The 17,235-nt window shown below is 35.7% G+C and carries 16 protein-coding genes and 1 other RNA gene; 8 read left to right on the top strand and 9 right to left on the bottom strand.

Going from position 1 to position 17,235, the window contains the following annotated elements; translation table 11 throughout:
• Positions 1-292: 292 nt before the first annotated feature.
• From VJJ26_04670 to VJJ26_04660, 3 genes are read right to left on the bottom strand one after another with little or no spacing between them, the layout of a single operon-like run.
• Positions 293-1,336, bottom strand: a complete 1,044-nt coding sequence (locus tag VJJ26_04670; protein ID HLC07452.1) for an ankyrin repeat domain-containing protein — start codon at positions 1,334-1,336, stop codon at positions 293-295.
• A gap of 14 nt (positions 1,337-1,350) precedes the next feature.
• Complete coding sequence (locus VJJ26_04665) at positions 1,351-2,322, bottom strand: ankyrin repeat domain-containing protein (GenBank protein HLC07451.1); 972 nt, start codon at positions 2,320-2,322, stop codon at positions 1,351-1,353.
• Positions 2,319-3,221 (bottom strand): ankyrin repeat domain-containing protein, encoded by a 903-nt coding sequence (locus tag VJJ26_04660; GenBank protein HLC07450.1) that lies wholly within the window; start codon positions 3,219-3,221, stop codon positions 2,319-2,321. Before VJJ26_04660 ends, VJJ26_04665 begins: the two co-directional genes overlap by 4 nt.
• A gap of 209 nt (positions 3,222-3,430) precedes the next feature.
• On the opposite strand from VJJ26_04660, the gene VJJ26_04655 reads away from it, so the two are divergent.
• Positions 3,431-5,299: an ABC-F family ATP-binding cassette domain-containing protein gene (locus tag VJJ26_04655; GenBank protein HLC07449.1), complete on the top strand. Its 1,869-nt coding sequence runs from the start codon at positions 3,431-3,433 to the stop codon at positions 5,297-5,299.
• 66 nt (positions 5,300-5,365) lie between these two features.
• On the opposite strand, the gene VJJ26_04650 is transcribed toward VJJ26_04655, so the two are convergent.
• The 4 genes from VJJ26_04650 to rnpB all read right to left on the bottom strand — a co-directional run bounded on the left by VJJ26_04650 (position 5,366) and on the right by rnpB (position 8,005).
• Positions 5,366-5,662, bottom strand: a complete 297-nt coding sequence (locus tag VJJ26_04650) for a hypothetical protein (protein HLC07448.1) — start codon at positions 5,660-5,662, stop codon at positions 5,366-5,368.
• Positions 5,663-5,761: 99 nt separating this feature from the next.
• Positions 5,762-6,424, bottom strand: coding sequence for an HAD-IA family hydrolase (locus VJJ26_04645; GenBank protein ID HLC07447.1), 663 nt, complete (start codon positions 6,422-6,424; stop codon positions 5,762-5,764).
• A gap of 124 nt (positions 6,425-6,548) precedes the next feature.
• A complete protein-coding gene (locus VJJ26_04640) occupies positions 6,549-7,187 on the bottom strand; it encodes a PASTA domain-containing protein (GenBank protein ID HLC07446.1) in 639 nt (212 codons plus the stop codon).
• Between the two features lie 296 nt (positions 7,188-7,483).
• Positions 7,484-8,005: RNase P RNA component class A (gene rnpB, locus VJJ26_04635), an RNA gene on the bottom strand.
• 502 nt (positions 8,006-8,507) lie between these two features.
• On the opposite strand from rnpB, the gene VJJ26_04630 reads away from it, so the two are divergent.
• The 3 genes from VJJ26_04630 to VJJ26_04620 all read left to right on the top strand — a co-directional run bounded on the left by VJJ26_04630 (position 8,508) and on the right by VJJ26_04620 (position 10,987).
• On the top strand, positions 8,508-9,437 hold the full coding sequence (locus VJJ26_04630; protein ID HLC07445.1) for a hypothetical protein: 930 nt from the start codon (positions 8,508-8,510) through the stop codon (positions 9,435-9,437).
• A gap of 128 nt (positions 9,438-9,565) precedes the next feature.
• On the top strand, positions 9,566-10,051 hold the full coding sequence (locus tag VJJ26_04625) for a hypothetical protein (protein ID HLC07444.1): 486 nt from the start codon (positions 9,566-9,568) through the stop codon (positions 10,049-10,051).
• A 12-nt stretch (positions 10,052-10,063) separates the two neighbouring features.
• Entirely contained in the window at positions 10,064-10,987 is a 924-nt protein-coding gene (locus VJJ26_04620) for a transporter (protein ID HLC07443.1), read from the top strand.
• A 27-nt stretch (positions 10,988-11,014) separates the two neighbouring features.
• On the opposite strand, the gene VJJ26_04615 is transcribed toward VJJ26_04620, so the two are convergent.
• Positions 11,015-11,416, bottom strand: coding sequence for a hypothetical protein (locus VJJ26_04615; protein HLC07442.1), 402 nt, complete (start codon positions 11,414-11,416; stop codon positions 11,015-11,017).
• A gap of 117 nt (positions 11,417-11,533) precedes the next feature.
• Here VJJ26_04615 and VJJ26_04610 point away from each other — a divergent pair, with 117 nt between their 5' ends.
• Both VJJ26_04610 and VJJ26_04605 read left to right on the top strand, forming a co-directional pair.
• A complete protein-coding gene (locus VJJ26_04610) occupies positions 11,534-12,508 on the top strand; it encodes a hypothetical protein (protein HLC07441.1) in 975 nt (324 codons plus the stop codon).
• A gap of 153 nt (positions 12,509-12,661) precedes the next feature.
• Entirely contained in the window at positions 12,662-13,228 is a 567-nt protein-coding gene (locus VJJ26_04605; protein ID HLC07440.1) for a hypothetical protein, read from the top strand.
• A 51-nt stretch (positions 13,229-13,279) separates the two neighbouring features.
• Here VJJ26_04605 and VJJ26_04600 read toward each other — a convergent pair whose 3' ends face one another.
• Positions 13,280-13,825 (bottom strand): methylated-DNA--[protein]-cysteine S-methyltransferase, encoded by a 546-nt coding sequence (locus VJJ26_04600; GenBank protein ID HLC07439.1) that lies wholly within the window; start codon positions 13,823-13,825, stop codon positions 13,280-13,282.
• A 302-nt stretch (positions 13,826-14,127) separates the two neighbouring features.
• Between VJJ26_04600 and VJJ26_04595 the strand changes: the two genes are divergently transcribed.
• Entirely contained in the window at positions 14,128-15,978 is a 1,851-nt protein-coding gene (locus tag VJJ26_04595) for a PBP1A family penicillin-binding protein (GenBank protein ID HLC07438.1), read from the top strand.
• Positions 15,979-16,016: 38 nt separating this feature from the next.
• The gene (locus VJJ26_04590) at positions 16,017-17,234 is read left to right on the top strand and encodes a Hint domain-containing protein (protein HLC07437.1); all 1,218 of its coding nucleotides are present in this window, start codon (positions 16,017-16,019) and stop codon (positions 17,232-17,234) included.
• Position 17,235 lies beyond the last annotated feature (1 nt).

Genomic DNA, 17,235 nt, shown 5'->3' with positions numbered 1-17,235 from the left:
CCGCTTAAGGATTTAACTGAGGATCAGTTAGACCGGATTGAAACAAAGATAAATAATTTACCAAGGAAGTGCCTAGGTTTTAGGTCAGCCGCCGAGGCGTTTGGCGCTGAGATAGTCGCACTTCAAACTTGAATGAACCATAAAGCGATTAAACTTTTGTGTTGTAGTTACTTTTTTTTCTAGTTTTAGTGGTTCATCCATACTACAGATATTGAAGGGTACTGTAAGTGTACATAAGACAAACAGTGGATTAGTTCTTTTGATTATTTTCACAGCTACTCCAATTTATTTTTCATATGTTGTTTGCATTTTTGATAGAATCAATAATTCTTTTATTTCTAGTTCGTTCTGCTGCTGTAAGTGGTGTGAGGCCATCATTATTAGCAATATGAGGATCTGCGCCTGCTTGTAGAATTGCTTCTATTATCGCTGGTATAGGATCTCTTTGTTTTATTGCAAGCATGAGGGCTGTGTTTCCCTTTAAATCTTTTTGGTTGACGGCGATGTTACGGATATGAAGGAGTGCCAGAATATAAGGCATATTAGTCATGTGTATGGCTGCCATCAATGGGGTCATGCCTGTACTGGTTGGTAAGTTAATTATTTCTGGTTTTGCGATAAATTTTTCAAAAAAGGCAGGTTTTGTCCTTGGGGCTTTAATTATTGTAAGTTGTAGAGGAGGCATACTCTGATCTATAATAGGTGAGAATTCTTCTCCCAGGTAGTCATAAGTAAATGTTACATCTGCTTGAGCAAATAATATATTAAATTCTTCCATTGGGTGTTGTTGTGATATGCATATATCATAGAATTGTTTTTGTATTTTTAAGCGTTGTTTTGCGGCTTGTGTTTGTAGTGCTGCGCAAGCTACAAAATCAGAACAATCGAATCTTTGTGCAAGATTTTTTATTACTTTAAGACAATAATCAGGATTATTTATGAGTTGATTTAATTCATGATTCACTTGTGTAAGGGAATTAATGGTATGAGCTGCAATGTCTAATGACTCAGTATTAACGTTTGTTGTAATGAGACTAATAATTGTTGCCTTCTTATTCTTGGGCAATTTATTGAATGATTCTTTATTTGATACTTCTCGTATTGGTACAAGCTTTTGTATGGCATCTATTGCTGTTTGTGACCAACTCCGTTTACGTTGTGGTGTGGAAGAAGTTCTTCTTTTAGGTTGTGATTCATCTATTGTCAAACTACGTCTACGTTGTGTTCTGGAAGACGTTCTTTTTTTAGGTTGTGGTTCATCCATGCTGCAGATGTTAGACACTACTGCAAACATGCCAAAGACAAACAATGAACTACTTTTTTTGACTGTTTTCATAGTACATCTCCAATTTATTTTCTACCATGTTTTGTATCAATTGCATTTTGAATAAGAGTAATAATTGCTTTATCACCAGTTTGTTGTGCTGCCATCAGGGGGGTAATACCTGCAGAATTAGGTAATTCGGGATCAGCTTTTTTATCGAGTAATCTTTGTAGGTTTTTTATATTATCATTATTGATTAATGCATACATAAGTGCAGTGTTTCCAGCCTTATCTTGTTGATTAATGACGATATCTGGACTTATTATAAGGCGATTCATTGCTAATCTAGTAGTATCTTCTTGTGATGTTAACATTAAAGCTGTTATGCCATCAGGGTTAGATTGATTGACATTGGCACCTGCATTAAGCAGATAACCAATCATAAAGTTATTATTGAGAGATGCTATCATAAGTGGTGTTGCAATGTGATTATCATAACTGTAAGTGAATTCTAAGTCTACTCCTTGATAACACAGCAAAGCAAACCGTTGCTGATTAGGTTCTTTTTGTTGAATGCATAGGTCAAGAAGTTTTTTTTGTAATTCATATTGAGATTTTGCTTGTTTGATTTGTAGTGCTAAGCATACATCAAAATCGGGGCAATCAAATCTCTTAGACAAACTCTTTATTATTTGAAGACAGAATGTAGGACCATTTATTAATTCATTCAATTCACGATTTACTTGCGCAAGGGAGGTAATAGTAAACGCTACTTCATTGAGTGTCTTTGCTGTAGCTCCTGTTAAAAGTAAGACCTTGATTGTGTTTTGAAGTTCTTTTGGTAATTCAGTAAAAGCAAAAGGTTCACTCGTTTGTTCTATAAGATGTATCTTTTGCACGGGGATATTTCCTAATAAGAGATCTCCTGCTATCATTGCCCATTGAGCGATGCGGCGAGTTTTACTGGTTTTTTTTGGCGGTTCATCCATTGTGTACACGGTGCATGCTGGAGTTAACAATAAGAGTGTAAGAAATACCTTATTTTTTATTATCTTCATTGTACATCTTCCTCTTGGTTATTTGATTTTTTAGCTATAGCATTTTTTATGAGAGTAACGATTTCCAACATTTCAGGAGACATTTTGGAAATTACTTCAGCGAGCAATAGAGGAGTTTTATTATCGGCATCGGGCATTATGGGGTCAGCACCTTGTTCTATGAGTAATTTTGCGCATGGTATTTTTCTTGAGCGGATGCAGTAGATCAATGGAGTGACTCCGTTACTCATTCTATTTATATCGGAATACTTAGCTAAAATGAAAAAGATTCCAACATCTGTTTTGGGATTTAATATGTCTATGGCTATTATTAATGGTGTTTCTCCATCGGGTGATACTTGATTAGGATTGGCTCCATTTTTTAAGAGCAGCTGAATCATTCCTAAATTTCTAGAATACACGCAAGTAATTAATGGAAAGGTGATTCCCAAAATTGGATTTTTACTGGTAAAATTTAAATCAAGGCCCTGTGTGAGTAATGTGTTGAACATTATAATATCTTTTTGAGATAGAATTTTCTTTTTATATAGTGGTGCACATTTTTTTTGGAGTTGGAGTTGTAGTCGTGCATGTTGAGTCTGTAATATCCTATACGCGAATTCATTGTCACGATTAAAGTGTGCGGATATATTTTCTACGAGTACACGAGAAATAAAGGGATCATTAATCAAAGCATTAAGTTGTTTGTCTGTTTGAGCATATCCTCTAATTTGTTCACAGATGTTATATAAGTCTGTAGATTGTTGAATTGTGGTGAGTAAGAATTGTACCAGACGCTCTTTACTTGCACCAGGTGGAAAAAAGGGGGTTCCCTCAGGCAGTTGATCCATACTGCAGACGTTAAACGTTAGAGCAAGCAGTAGGTAAGTAAGGAAAGCGTTGTTTTTGGTTATTTTCACGGATAAAGCCTTTTTTTATGAAACTATCCTCTATTTGCTCTTTAGTTTATATAAAACAATTTCATATAGTCAATAATTTAGCTAGTGTGTAGTAAAAAACTGTTATTATAAAGGCACAAAGTTTGTTTTGGGGTATCCAAATAGTAATTTTAGTGATATATTATTTCTATTGGGGACGTAATAAACTGATTTTTTGTAGGAATTAACGCATGATTAACGGTTATAATATTTGTTTAGAAATGATCGAACAGGTCATTTTTGCTGATATTTCCTTTGTTTTTGACCACGATCAACGCATTGGCTTGGTTGGACGGAACGGTTCAGGCAAGTCGACCTTGCTTAAGGTGATAGCAGGACAACAGCAGCTTGATAGTGGTGCTGTTTCCATACAAAAGGGTAAGAGTATTGCATATCTTTCGCAAGATGTGGTTTTGCAATCGGATAAGTCAATTGTAGAAGAAACCTATACAGCATTTGCCTATGTGGCTGATCTATTGGATGAACAAAAGAAGATAGAAGCGCAATTGGACCATGCTGATGATTTGGATGAACTTCTTGAACGCTATGCAGTTGTGTGCGAAAAGTTGCTCCATGTTGATCAGGAAGGTATGCGTGCGGAAGCAAAAAAGGTTTTAATGGGTTTAGGGTTCAAACCAGAAGTGTTTGACGAACCTGTGAGTACTTTGAGCGTTGGTTGGAAAATGCGCATTGTGCTTGCTAAGCTCTTATTACAAAAAGCAGATTTTTATCTGTTTGACGAACCAACTAACCATTTGGATATTGTTGCTAAAGAATGGTTTTTACAATTTTTAAAACGTGCGCCATTTGGTTTTGTTTTAGTCTGCCATGATCGTTATTTTTTGAATCAATTGTGTGATGTTATTTTTGAGCTTGAGCGTGGCAATGGTAAGCTGTACGTTGGTGATTATAATGATTATGAGCAACAAAAAGCTCATGATGAAGCATTGTTAGAGATGCAATATAAAAATCAGCAGCGCGATATCAAACAAAAGCAGGAATTTATTGATCGGTTTAAGGCAAAGGCGAGTAAGGCAACTGTTGCGCAGAGTATGGTCAAGAAACTAGAAAAAATTGAACGGATAGAGTTACCGCCAAAAGCACCTGATATTAATTTTAATTTTCCACCAATTCAACAATCTGGCAGCACAGTGCTCAAAATTGAAAATGTTGCACATTCATTTGGTGAAAAACAAATATTCAAAAATGTTTCTTTTGAAGTTCAGCGCGGTAAAAAAATAGCATTGGTTGCCGCAAACGGTGTGGGTAAAACAACGTTATTTAATTTAATTGCGCATAAGTTACCTCTGGAAACAGGTACAATTACTCTTGGGTATAACGTACACTACACGGTTTTTGATCAGGATCAAACTGCATCGTTGGCGATTAATAAAACTATTTTGGAAAATATTACTGAAAGTTGTCCAAAAGCCACGGAACAAAAAGTTAGAGCATTTGCAGGTTCATTCCTGTTTACAAAAGATTCTATCAATAAAAAAGTTGGAGTGCTCAGCGGTGGTGAAAAAAACCGTGTTGGTATGATCAAAGTATTATTGCAAAACGCTAATCTTTTGCTGCTTGATGAACCGACCAACCATTTGGATATTCAATCAAAAGATATTTTGTTAACTGCATTGAATGCGTATCAAGGTACTATTCTTTTTGTTTCGCATGATCAGGATTTTGTGAATAAACTTGCAACAGATGTTGTTGAGCTTAGTGTTGATGGTGCCAAAGAGTACCAGGGTAATTATGAGCTTTATTTATATCAAAAGCAGCAAGAGGCTCAAAAAGCACAAGGTGCTGAGCAAGTGAGTAATAAAAAAGTAAGCCAAGATAAAAAAGAAGCAGAAGTTATTTCAGTCAAAAAGCCGCAGTCGGAAGTTAAAGTGCTGGAACGCACAATTCAAAAACTTGAACATGAAATTACTAAAACTGAAAATAGCTTTGCCGATCTTGTTTTTGGTACACCCAAGTTTGCTGATGCGCAGAAAAAATTAACCGATTTAAAAAAAGAATTAGCAGTTGCTTTGGCTGAATGGGAAAATAGTCAAAGCTAATAGATTCAAAAAAAAAGCACCGCAGAATGTGCTGCGGTGCTTTTTTTTGTCTAAAATTCAAACCACTTATTGGCTAAGCATTTCTTGTTGCTGTGTACTCAGTGTCTGCAATAACGTAATTATTTTTTTCAGATCATTTCTGATGTTTTGTACATCTTTAGCAATATTGTTTTTTAAGGTTGGTAGATCTGTTGTTGGTATTTCAGAGAAAATAGGTTGCGCGAACAATGTTGTCAATTGAGCAGTTTGACTTTTAAGACTTTGTATCATTTGGTTAGCTTTTTGTGATGTTATTGGTGCTGATACTATTGTTGATGTGTAGCATACAATTATGAGTACTAACAATTTTTTTATAGCTTTCATGAAATAAACTTCCTTTTTTTAAACTGATACGTATAACTATCATGATTATAATTAACATCAATTCAATTTGTCAATAAAACACTAGTAATTGATGTACGATTAATGTTTTAATATGTGGTGGCTAATAAGCTGTTTACGCAGATCTTTGGCATTTTTGAAATGCATTGCATGCATGCCGATTGATTGTGCAGCACGTACGTTTGCTAACTTATCATCGATAAAAATGATCTGATGTGGTTGTAAATTATAATTTGTAGCATGGGTATGGAAAAAGTTTGGATGCGGTTTTTTGATGATTTTTGCATTTTCAGCCTCAAAGGGGATGGTGACGCCTTCAAAAAGATTGAAAATTGCTGAAAATTTTTCGGTGCAATCATCAAAGACAGTTTTGCCGATGTTTGATCCAAGGTGATGTGTATAGCCAAGATCGGATAATTCCTGCATAAGTACAACAGTTTTTTTGATAGGAGTGTATGAGGAACATGCTTGTATTGTCAGTTCAATGAGAGCATCATTATTTGCTTGCTGTGCTGCTTTAATCAATTCTTCACTGACCATCTGTTTTTTAGTTAATTTTAAACGTTCAAGTAAAAAAGTGAACATTATTTTTATTATTTTCTTATCCAGTCTGTTTACCAATTCTTTTTTACGTTTAAAACGCATGCAGATCATAAACCAACTCCAGAGACTTTTTGTTAAAATAACATCATGCAGATCCCATAGAAAAATATGAGTTTGTGGTGAAAAGTGTATTTTATTCATGGTAGTCCTTTTTACGTGCCATCCTTCAACCAGCCTTCGTCAAGACTTCGGCAGGCGCAGTCCGCCTTAGCTTTAGCGATGGCGGGCAAGTTCAGGATGAGCGCATTATGTAGCGTATTAATTTTTAGCGCACTCGCAGTTGTACCGATAATGGTTTGTTTTCATCTAACGTTAATAATGTTCCTGCAAATGGTCGTTGATCCGTTACAACATATTCAGTATCTGTATCATTGTTGTATAAAGAATTATTAATAATATGTGGCTCTATGTGGTAATTATCCAAAAAATCGATCACTGCTTGCAATGGTATATTAGTAAAATCTGGCCAAATTATTGGTTTATTATTTCCCGATGAAATGTACAGAATAAGTCTGTTTTTTTCAAGAAATTCATGTGGTTGTGGTGATTGTGCAAAACACATCTTTTCTGGATACGGGTGTGGCAAGTGATACATGCGAGGGTGAATACCTTCTGTTTGTAGTTGATTGTTCAACTCATCAATATGTATTCCAACACAATGCGGAGCGCGTGCAACCAGAGGTTTTTTAGTAGTTACAATGAACAATGGTTGATTGGGCTTAATTGTTGTTCCTGCTGCAGGCGTTTGATTGAGAATGATGCCTTCAGGCAGATCTGCTTCTTCTTTCTGATCAATTAAACGAATGTTAAGATTGTGTTGCGTAATGAGCGGAAGAATTGCATGAATATGTTTGCCGATAAGAGCAGGTGTGCTTGCTTCTGGTACACGGAACAAATTTTGCATTATTACGTATCCAAGGACAAAACTGCAAAAAGGTGCTAACCATACAAAGTTTTTGATATTCATGCTTTTTTATGTGTTTAACCCTTCGATACACCCCTTCGGGGCACTCAGGGCGAGCGGATTGGAATATTTAGAAACTAGATAGGAGATTTTTTAATATTTAGTGCGAAATTTGTTCCTTTTTTCCGTTCGCCCTGAGTGTTTTTAACCCATTTACAGTTCCTTTCAATGGGTACCCGACCGAAACGATAGTGGAGGTTGGTTAAAGTAGAATGTATCGAAGGGTAATAATACACTTTTGGGGTTTGCAGTAAGCCGGATTTTGTGATCTGAATATGCAGTGCAGCATCTTCAGACTGACAACCATTTATCTATGCGACATACCCGTGTGTTTGACCGGAATGAACGACCGACACACACTTTTTTGTCTTGCTTCCGGTAGGGTTTACCTACTTATGCATATTACTATGCATAATCGTACGCTCTTACCGCACGTTTTCACCCTTACCCGCCATAGCTTTACGCGACGGTGGGCGGTTATTTTCTGTGGCACTTTCCATGAGCTTACGCTCTCCTATGTTTGATCCCATGCATGCATGGGGGCCCCTGTAAAGAGGCATATACTCCATAGGTACCGATGTTCATTGGAAGTCCGGACTTTCCTCGCATAAACTTTAGATTTTACGGTGAGATTAAATCTAGAAATTCCATGTTAGGTTTTTTCTTCAATGGGGTTCCCATGTGAAGAGAATCGTAACATGGGGTCTAGACTTTCCTACCGTAAACCGTAGTTTACGCGCGATTGTCTTGCATACCCCAAATATTTATTGTCAAAGAGAAACATATTATCACAAATAGTGTACCACCTATTCTCATAATAGTATAGTGGTTTATTGGCCACATATGCAAAAAATAGCCTTCAATAGCATATGTTTGAAGAATAATACCGATCAGGGCAAGGGTAATAATATGAGCATGTGACGGGTACAGGTTTTTTTTGAAAAGTAAGGCTAGGATGGTAATTGGAACAAGATATACACAAGCAAGAGAGAAAAAGTTATAAAAACAAAATGATTCAAGGCATTGCAAAAATGCTATGAGTATGAGCGGCATGTACCGTGGATTATTCAAAAGCAGTAGGCAGTAGAGGCATAAAAGTAATGGTACAATTACTGTTCCAATCAAAAAAAATTGTCCTAAATCAATCAGCAGAAATAGAATTATTAATCCGATAAAAAAAAAGTTATATTTAGCGTCATTAGTGTACAACATAGTATTAAATAATACCTGTTTCTTGCTATAAAAGTTAGAGAATGCTGTATGAAGGTAAAAAAAACATTTGTTTGTATGATGTGTGTAGTTTTGCTTTTTACACATCAAGAAGTCAAGCCTATGGACTATTGTTTAGAAAATAAAATAGCTATAACTACCATAGTGTTGGGTGTTTTATTTGTAGGATATCAGTATTGTAGTGTTTTTAATTGGTTGCAATCTTTATGGGGTAATTCTTATGGTAAATTGGATAATAAGATACCTATGACGGAGCCTAATTTAGACAAAGAAGAAATAGAAGATGAGTTGAATCTTGTTACAATGCGTATCTCTTTAATGGGTAAGGGAATTAATCATATTGCAGTAAAAGGTTCAGGGCTTTTACTCATATCGCAAACAAAAAAAGGTGAAGAAGAATATATTTCCGTTACGGCTGATAAAAAGAGTGTAGATGCGTTAAGATTAAACACAGAAGATGATTATTGCTTTTATTTAAATTGTGATTGTAAACAAAGTACATATCGCATTGCTTTGCGAAACATTGCTAGGATAGCATTAGAGGACTGTATTGAAGCCAAATTTGCAACACCAATCAGATCACAAATGCTACAGATAGAGCTTGCAGATAATGCGAAAATGATTTCTACTGACAATCACATTGAAGTTATGACCTTAAAGGTAATTGGTAGTGGAGATAGTAAAGTTGCTCTTGCAGGTATTGCACCATTACAAAATCTTTGTTTTTCGGATAATGCCACCTACGATGCGCTAAAGATAAAAAGTAATGATGCATGTATTGAAGGACATAATTCATCTTGTATTATGCTTCGTTTAGAAAACCATGATAATGGAAAAAGAAGGTTACAAAGCGCATTGTGCGGCAAACTATTTGACAATAGTACTGTACAGTATGTGGGCATACCAGGGATGAGGCAGTTAATCTGTAATGATGCGTCAAAGACTGAACGAATAACGTAGCAAAATGGGCAGTAGATTAACATTGCTTGAGCGTACTGTATATTTGCTGATGTTGACAATGATCGCAATAGTGATAGTTTTTGTACAACGTTAGAGAGTGCGTATCATTAAAAAAATAAGGAGATGGGATGAAGCGTATTTTTGTAGTAATGATGATAATTCTGGTGTGCAACACAAGCTTATTGGCGATGGATCATTATTATCAAGCATTGCGTAACGGCCTTGTTCGTTTTGGGGAAGCAATTGAAAACGTTGAAGGTCTTCCTGTAATTAATAAACTTACCAATATATTACCGTTCGCAGTTGTTGCAGCAAGTTTTAAAGAATGTCCTATACAAACAGTGGCCGTACTCACTTGTGTGTTACTCTATATTCTTTCTCACCATGAAGGAATTCGTTCAAAGTTAGATGAGTATGACGTAATGAATCGTACATGGTTAAAAAGAAAACAAGAAGTTCCTGCGCACATTGATGAAAGTCTGTTTATCTTTGATGGCGAAGATGAAGACGATGCCGAAGAAGAAAACGAAACAGAAGATGATTTGTTTGAAGATGATGATGGTGACATAAAAAGAAGTAAACAGGCACAGCCTGCCGTATTTCAACGTTTATAATTTTGTAGTGCTATGACACAATTTCAAAAGCATCTTGTACTATGCGCGGTTGTTTTTTTTACATCAACTATTCTTGGTTATGGGTTGCCGGGCATTAATCTTGGTTTCACCAATATTCTTGATGGTGGCCCTGTACGACCAAATCCTGGTATTTATTGGCAACAATACCTGCAATATTATACTACGCAACGATTTTTAAACGATGAGGGAAAGTCACTTGGTGGACTTCCTTCTCCTCGTTTTAGATCGCTTATTACTATTACTCAGTTCGTGTACCAATCTAAGTACCAAATGAAGCTTCATGGAATGCCTGGTTTTTTACTCAGTATACCAACGGTGATTTATTCAAAAATTAATAAAAATGCATTAGGTATAAAAAGTAGCGGAAGTGGTTTTGGTAATCTTGGCTGCGGTATTTATATACAGTGGCCTGCAATTATGCACAAAGGACGACCATTATTTATTCATCGTCTTGAGTTTGATTTTTCAACTCCGCTTGGGAAAAATAAATTACCAGAAAAACAAATTAATCCAAGTAACACATTTTTCTACTGTGGACCACATTGGGCTGCGACGTTGTATCTTTCTCACAAGTGGAGTTTATCATGGCGTTTGCATTATTTGTGGAATGCGCAAAATGAAAAAATTGATTTTAGGGCAGGTGATGCGATGTGTCTGAACTACAGTTTGGCGTACGAAGTGTATCCACATTTATATGTAGGTCCAGTTGGTTATGCATTAGGGCAGCTGCACAATAATCGTGCCAATGGCGTAACAATACCCAACAGCAAAGAACGCGTATTTGGTGCAGGTCCTGGTTTAGCGTACTTTTTTTCAACAGATATTGTGTTTTTTAGTTATCTGTACCTTGAAGGTGGTGCACGCAATCGTCCCCAAGGCACGAGTTTTATTGCACGAGTTGTTATGCATTTTTAAGGTTTTTTTGTTTTAGTCACTCTCTTATTATTTCAGATCTGCCATTAATTCATCTATTTCAAGAATCTGAAATTCTTTTGCAACAGTAAATTCTGCTAATTCAATTTCGTGGTGTTCTTTAAGTTGTTCGAGGTATTGTCGAGGTCCTAAATCTTGACATTCTTTGTATATAAGTCTTAATTGTGCTTGAGAATTTTGTATCAGAGCTATGCGTTCATTTTCACTTGTTGTTCTCTCATATAAATTCATACGTATGTCATCTACGAGTGCTTGGTGTATCACATTAAAATACGCCATTTTATTGGAATCTGATTCCTTAAACAAAGGAATAATGCCTTTGGTGTTTGGCTGTTTGGTAGGATTCTCCATTGTATGAGTTGTATGAGTTGTACAAAGCATTATTAGCAAAAGATGGGATGAGCGCTTCATTATGTTTCCCAAAAATTAAAAGATTGTTTTTGTTCAAATTGTATAACGACATTTAGTAGAAATCAATTATGTGCACTAGTCTCTGGATAATGATGGATTAATAAAATGGGAATAGTAATGAACAATAAACCTTTGATGATGTGTATGGTTATGTCATTTGCTATTTTTGGTAGTGAAACCCAGAAAAGCATGAGAGAGTATTTCTTGAAGCGTAAAGAAATTGATGAAGAACATGAACGATCTTTTAGAAATACGGTCAGACTATTTGTGTATCAAGAAGACAAACAGTCTATTATTGATTATGGACAGCACCTACAAAAACTACGGGCATATAGAGAAATTATTGAAAGTAAAAGAATAAAAACGCTTGAAGGCTTTAGGCAAAAACATAAAATAGACGAGCATGCATGGGACCTATGTTTGCAAGAAGCGGAACTGATATCATGTAACGAAGAAAATAGAGGCAAATCTAAGGTTATTCGTGATGAAAATTTTCCTTTAGATGCCCTATGCATGATAAATAAAGAAATGAAGTATCATGGCATTTACCCTGGGCGAGTACATTTGTCATCTGAGCTAGAAGCTCCCTTTTTTTATTGTGTGTGTTTTCCTATGAAAGAGGCTATAGAGGTAAAAGGGGATTCCATTTCTGTTAACTCAAAAGAATGTAGTATTGGATGTTTAGCTCTTAATTATGATCTCTGGATGGGAGCAAATCGCAAATTGAAACAGTTTATTATTATTTGTATGGTTGAAGAATTGATTGAACCGTTAGGTATAGTTCCAAGAGTTATTGGGCACTTTTTGGATCAATTAATCGAGGACAAATCTTTCAATGTTCATTGCTTAATTACATTACAAAAGAGAATATCCGTTTTTAGTATGTTGTATGCTAGTTTACGAGATCATAAAACAGCTTGTTTAATGAAAAGATATGCTGATTCTGTGCTTAACAATTATTTTACCATAAAAGATTACTTATTGATCAGCGAAATTGAGTTGTCTTGGCGAATTATTGAGGAATTTAGATCCTGTCCCACAAAAGAAGCAAGAATAGAACGGATGAAAGTTTTATGGGATGATTATACATAAAGCGACGAACAGGACCATGAATCTGAAAATGATGTTTGAGGAATTAATCCTTTAGGAGACTATCGCAATTTAGTTTACTTTTCAATTTGGTAATTTGTATAATAAAAACAGTTAAATGTTTTAACTTTATAAATTATTAGACAAGGGGGGAACGTGAAGAAAAGCATAATTTTCTTGGGTTTAACTGGTATCTTATTCCATGGATTATATGGAACGAATGTAGGACAGTGGTCTTCAGCGCGCATGATTCTTGCGGGTAATGAGGCTTTTGGAAGAGATTGGATATTCAAAGCGCCTGTCAATAAAAATGGATTACAATTATGGCAAGACGAGACAGAAGCAGCTTTAGGTATTCTTCGTAATTATGTCAAGAACAACAAGAAGAATCATACATTATTGAACGACTGTATACTACAAATTAACAATGCAAGTTATGATCTTATTAATGGCATCAAGATTACGTACAACAATATGTTTTCTCCTGTTGGACGCAAAAGCATTACAACTGCACAGATGCGTCTGGAAAAAAAGATACAATTTAGACCACTGTTTGATAGTATTGTTGATAGAATGTTAGATCTCAAATTAAAAATATCTGTTGCGAGAAAAAAAACTAAGTCTGTGGATCTGTTAGCAGCATACGATATTATTGATGATATTGCCCAGTTAATAATTAATACCGCCAGAAAAGCTGCAAAAAGCGTTGATTATTTAGAGTAGATTAATTCGAGAATCTTATGAGTGGTCATGTACAAAATGCATGACCACTTTTTATTGTGAGAGAGTATTGTTTTTTTCATGTTCAATTAACCATTGTTTACGTTCAAGGCCGCCAGCATAACCACACAAATCACCATTTGTTTTAATAATACGGTGGCAAGGGACAACAATGGCTATTTTATTGACGCTATTAGCATTGGCAACAGCGCGACAAGCATTTTTGTCGCCAATAATTGCTGCCTCTTGTGCGTAGCTGTAGGTATGACCATACGGAACTGCTTGTAAAGCAGACCATGCTTTTTGCTGAAATGGAGTTCCCGAAAAATGTACAAGTACGCTAAAATTTTTTAGTTTTCCTGCAAAGTATAATTTCAATTCGCGTTCAACCAAATCGAGTATGTTGTTTTTTCCCGGTATGATTGTTGCGTTTGTTTTGATTTGTAGTTGTTGTAGTTGCTTGTCTATATTTTTTCTGTTGGTGAATTCTAATAGATACAATGCCTTTTCATCTGCAATTGCAATCATGGTGCCGAGTGGGGTATGGATGTGAGATGAATTGAGAAGTATTACGGTTGTTGGATATTTTTGGTTGTGCATTTAAAAAAATCCGTTCGCCCTAAATGTTTTTATCCTCAAAAAAGTATCGAAGGGTAAAATGTGAAATCAATAAAGAAAAAGTCTTATTTTAAGGTGTACCCTTCGATACTTTTTTGCAAGCAAAAAAACTCAGGGCGAACGGGATAAAATAGATTTTTTAGTTATATACAGATCTATTATATATTGCTTTATCTTGTTTTGATATACAATAACGTATATTTTGTCTTATTTGTCACGTTAAAAATCAGTTGTATACCATGACAATTTCTCGCATTACATATCTCATTTTTGTATGTATTTTTATGATGGGTATCTTTGGTTGCGGTGCTCTTTTTTTTGTTGTGCATAATCATACAATCGATTTTTCAATTCTTTCTCAGTACAACGCGGGGCGACCGTCTTTATTGTTTGATGATGAAGGCAATGAATGGGGGCGATTTCAGTTAGATCGGCGCGATCCTGTTGATGGAGCTCGTTTACCACAGCATCTGATTAATGCATTTATCGCAGCAGAAGATTGGAATTTTTTTACGCATAATGGTATTTCATGGAAAGGAATTATTCGTTCAATTGCAGTAAATATCTATCACGGACGCAAAGCACAGGGTGCAAGTACCATTACGCAACAATTGGTCAAGTTATTATTTTTTGATTCACAAAAAACATTTACACGAAAAATAAAAGAGCAGTTGTACGCAGTCTTGGTTGAACAACAGTTGACCAAAGAACAAATTTTGTATACATACCTTAATCACGTTTGTTTTGGATGTGGTATTTATGGTGTTGAAGCTGCTAGTCAACGATTTTGGTCTAAACATGCGCATCAAATTTCTATTAGCCAAGCTGCAACACTTGCAGGGATTATTCGTTCTCCTGCGCGCTATTGTCCTCTTGTATATCCGTTATCAGCACAGAAGCGGCGCGATGTTATTTTAGGCAAAATGAAACATTTAGATTTTATTACCGCACAAGAGTATGAAGATGCAGTAGCGCACTGTGTTGAGATAACAGATAAAAGTTACGATGTTTTTGCACCGCATGTAAAAGAAATGTTGCGCATGCAGCTTGAAACTATTGTTGGTAAAACAGCGTTGTATTCATCAGGATTGCATATTCAAACAACACTTAATAAAAAGATGCAAGAAGCAGCACAAGATGCCTTCACAACAGAAATGGTAAAATTGCGCAAAGAATTTGGTGATGAAATTGATGGTGGCATGATTGTTATTGATCGCAAAACGGGAGAGATTAAAGCATTAGTTGGAGGATTTGATTTTGTTGCATCAAAATTTAATAGAGCAATGCAAGCGCGTAGACAAATTGGGTCCATCTTAAAACCATTAATTTATGCAGCAGCATTGGATAAAGGTATGACGTTTGCTGATACTGATGTTGATGAAGCGACTGAATGGGTACAAGGCAATACCATCTGGGCGCCAAACAATTATAACAAAAAATTTAATGGGACTATTACGCTTGCATATGCGTTATCACATTCAAATAACATTGTAGCTATTAAAACATTTTTGCGTGTTGGCCCGCATGTGGTGATTAATCTTTCAAAAAAATGTCGTATTACAAGTAATTTTCATACCTATCCTTCGTTGGCTCTTGGCTGTGTTGATACAACCTTGTGTGAAAGTGCAGGAATGTTTAACGTGTTTGCAAATGATGGAATATATGTTGAACCACATGCAGTATCGTGGATAAAAGATCGGTGGGGCACAAGAATGTATAAAACTACCATCGAAAGTGAACGTGTGATTGATAGTCGTATTGTTGGGCAAGTAAAAGCGGTTTTAAATTTGGGCTTGCTGCGCGTAAAAAACATGTACAGTGCAAACAATTGGATCAAGTCAGAAGCAATGAGCAAAACAGGAACAACAAATGATTCTCGCACCTGTTGGTTTATTGGTTCTACGCCAACATTAACAACGGCTGTGTATGTTGGGTTTGACGATAATCGCCCGATGGGAAATAATGTGTATCCAATTCGTACTGCGTTTCCTATTTGGCTGGCGTTTAATCGTGTAATAGAGTCTCCTGAAAAAACATTTTCATATGATCCTTCATTGCAAAAAAAGATTATTGATGAACGCACGGGCTTACCTTCGGAATTGGGCAAGCGGGGTGCTATTCCAATTTTGGTGTAATGTTATAATTAATTTTCATATGGTAGAAAAGGAATGGGATGAAGCAAAATCTATTGAATCACGTTTTTTTCTTGAGCGTATTTTTGTGGATAAGATTATTGCATGCTGATGGATTTGTTGTTGGAACATTGGTGCATGCACAGCAAGGACTTGTACCAATTAAACAGTGTGTGGAGGGTAATTATATTATTGCATATGATAATCAAAAAATATGTACACATCATCCTATTAGTTACACAAAGCGTTATGCAGTTGATTCTTACATCAAAATAACTGTTGATAATGAATGCGTATGCGCATCACCAGATCAAAAATTTTATGTTTTAAACAAAAGTAAATGGATTAATGCACATGAATTGGAGCTATCAGATCAGTTGTTGTGTTGTAAGGATGAAATTGTTTTTGTTAAAGCAATTGAAGTGCTTAATCAGCAACAAGAAATGTATGCAATTTCTGTTGATACAAATCATACTTTTTGTGTTGGACATTATGGAATTGTTGTACATAACGTAGAGCCAGGAACCACAACAGCTACCGTAATAGCATTGTCTTTCACATGCCCGCCTGCGGCAGTGGCATTGGCGATTGGAGAAGTGGTCGCTTTTGGTGTTGCTGGTTTTGTGATGTATTATGCACATAAGAAATTACAGAAAAATAAGAAAAAATTGGATGGATGTTTTTCACAAGAAGAGGTACTTAGAGAAGTACACGATAATACGATACCAAAAGTTAATGGTTGTTTTCCTTTGTATGTTCCTGTTGTTGAGCTTTCGCCAGGTTGTACTATTGCAGTAGAGGGTCAGACAAAAACTACTGAAATTATGTCGTATGAAACACCAGAAGGGATGAATGATGGTTGCGAATTTCCGATCGAAGTAGTACAAGAATCTGTTGTGCATTTTGAAGATACAAAAAAAGATGATTGTGATGACAAAAAACAATATGATGGACAGCAGTATAATCGTACCGAAGACTGGATTAAAGAGCATTCATTTGGACAAAAAATAAGAAAATCATTAGAACGATCTAAGTGTACTAATCAAGGCAAACGAGCTTTTAATGTAATAAAAAATATAGAAAATTGTGATGGTTTTAAAAAAGGTGATTATATAGTTGTTGATGCCATGCATAAAGATCATCTGGAAGTTTTTGGTAAAGATAAAGGGTGGAAACAAGTAGCAAATTTTGACGGAACCAAGAATAAGAAGAAAACAGAACAGGGTAGAATGGAACCACGTAGACGATTAGAAGGATAGG

The organism is Candidatus Babeliales bacterium (assembly GCA_035288105.1).
Lineage (GTDB): Bacteria > Babelota > Babeliae > Babelales > Vermiphilaceae > SOIL31.
This window is presented reverse-complemented; position numbering and strand designations above follow the sequence as displayed.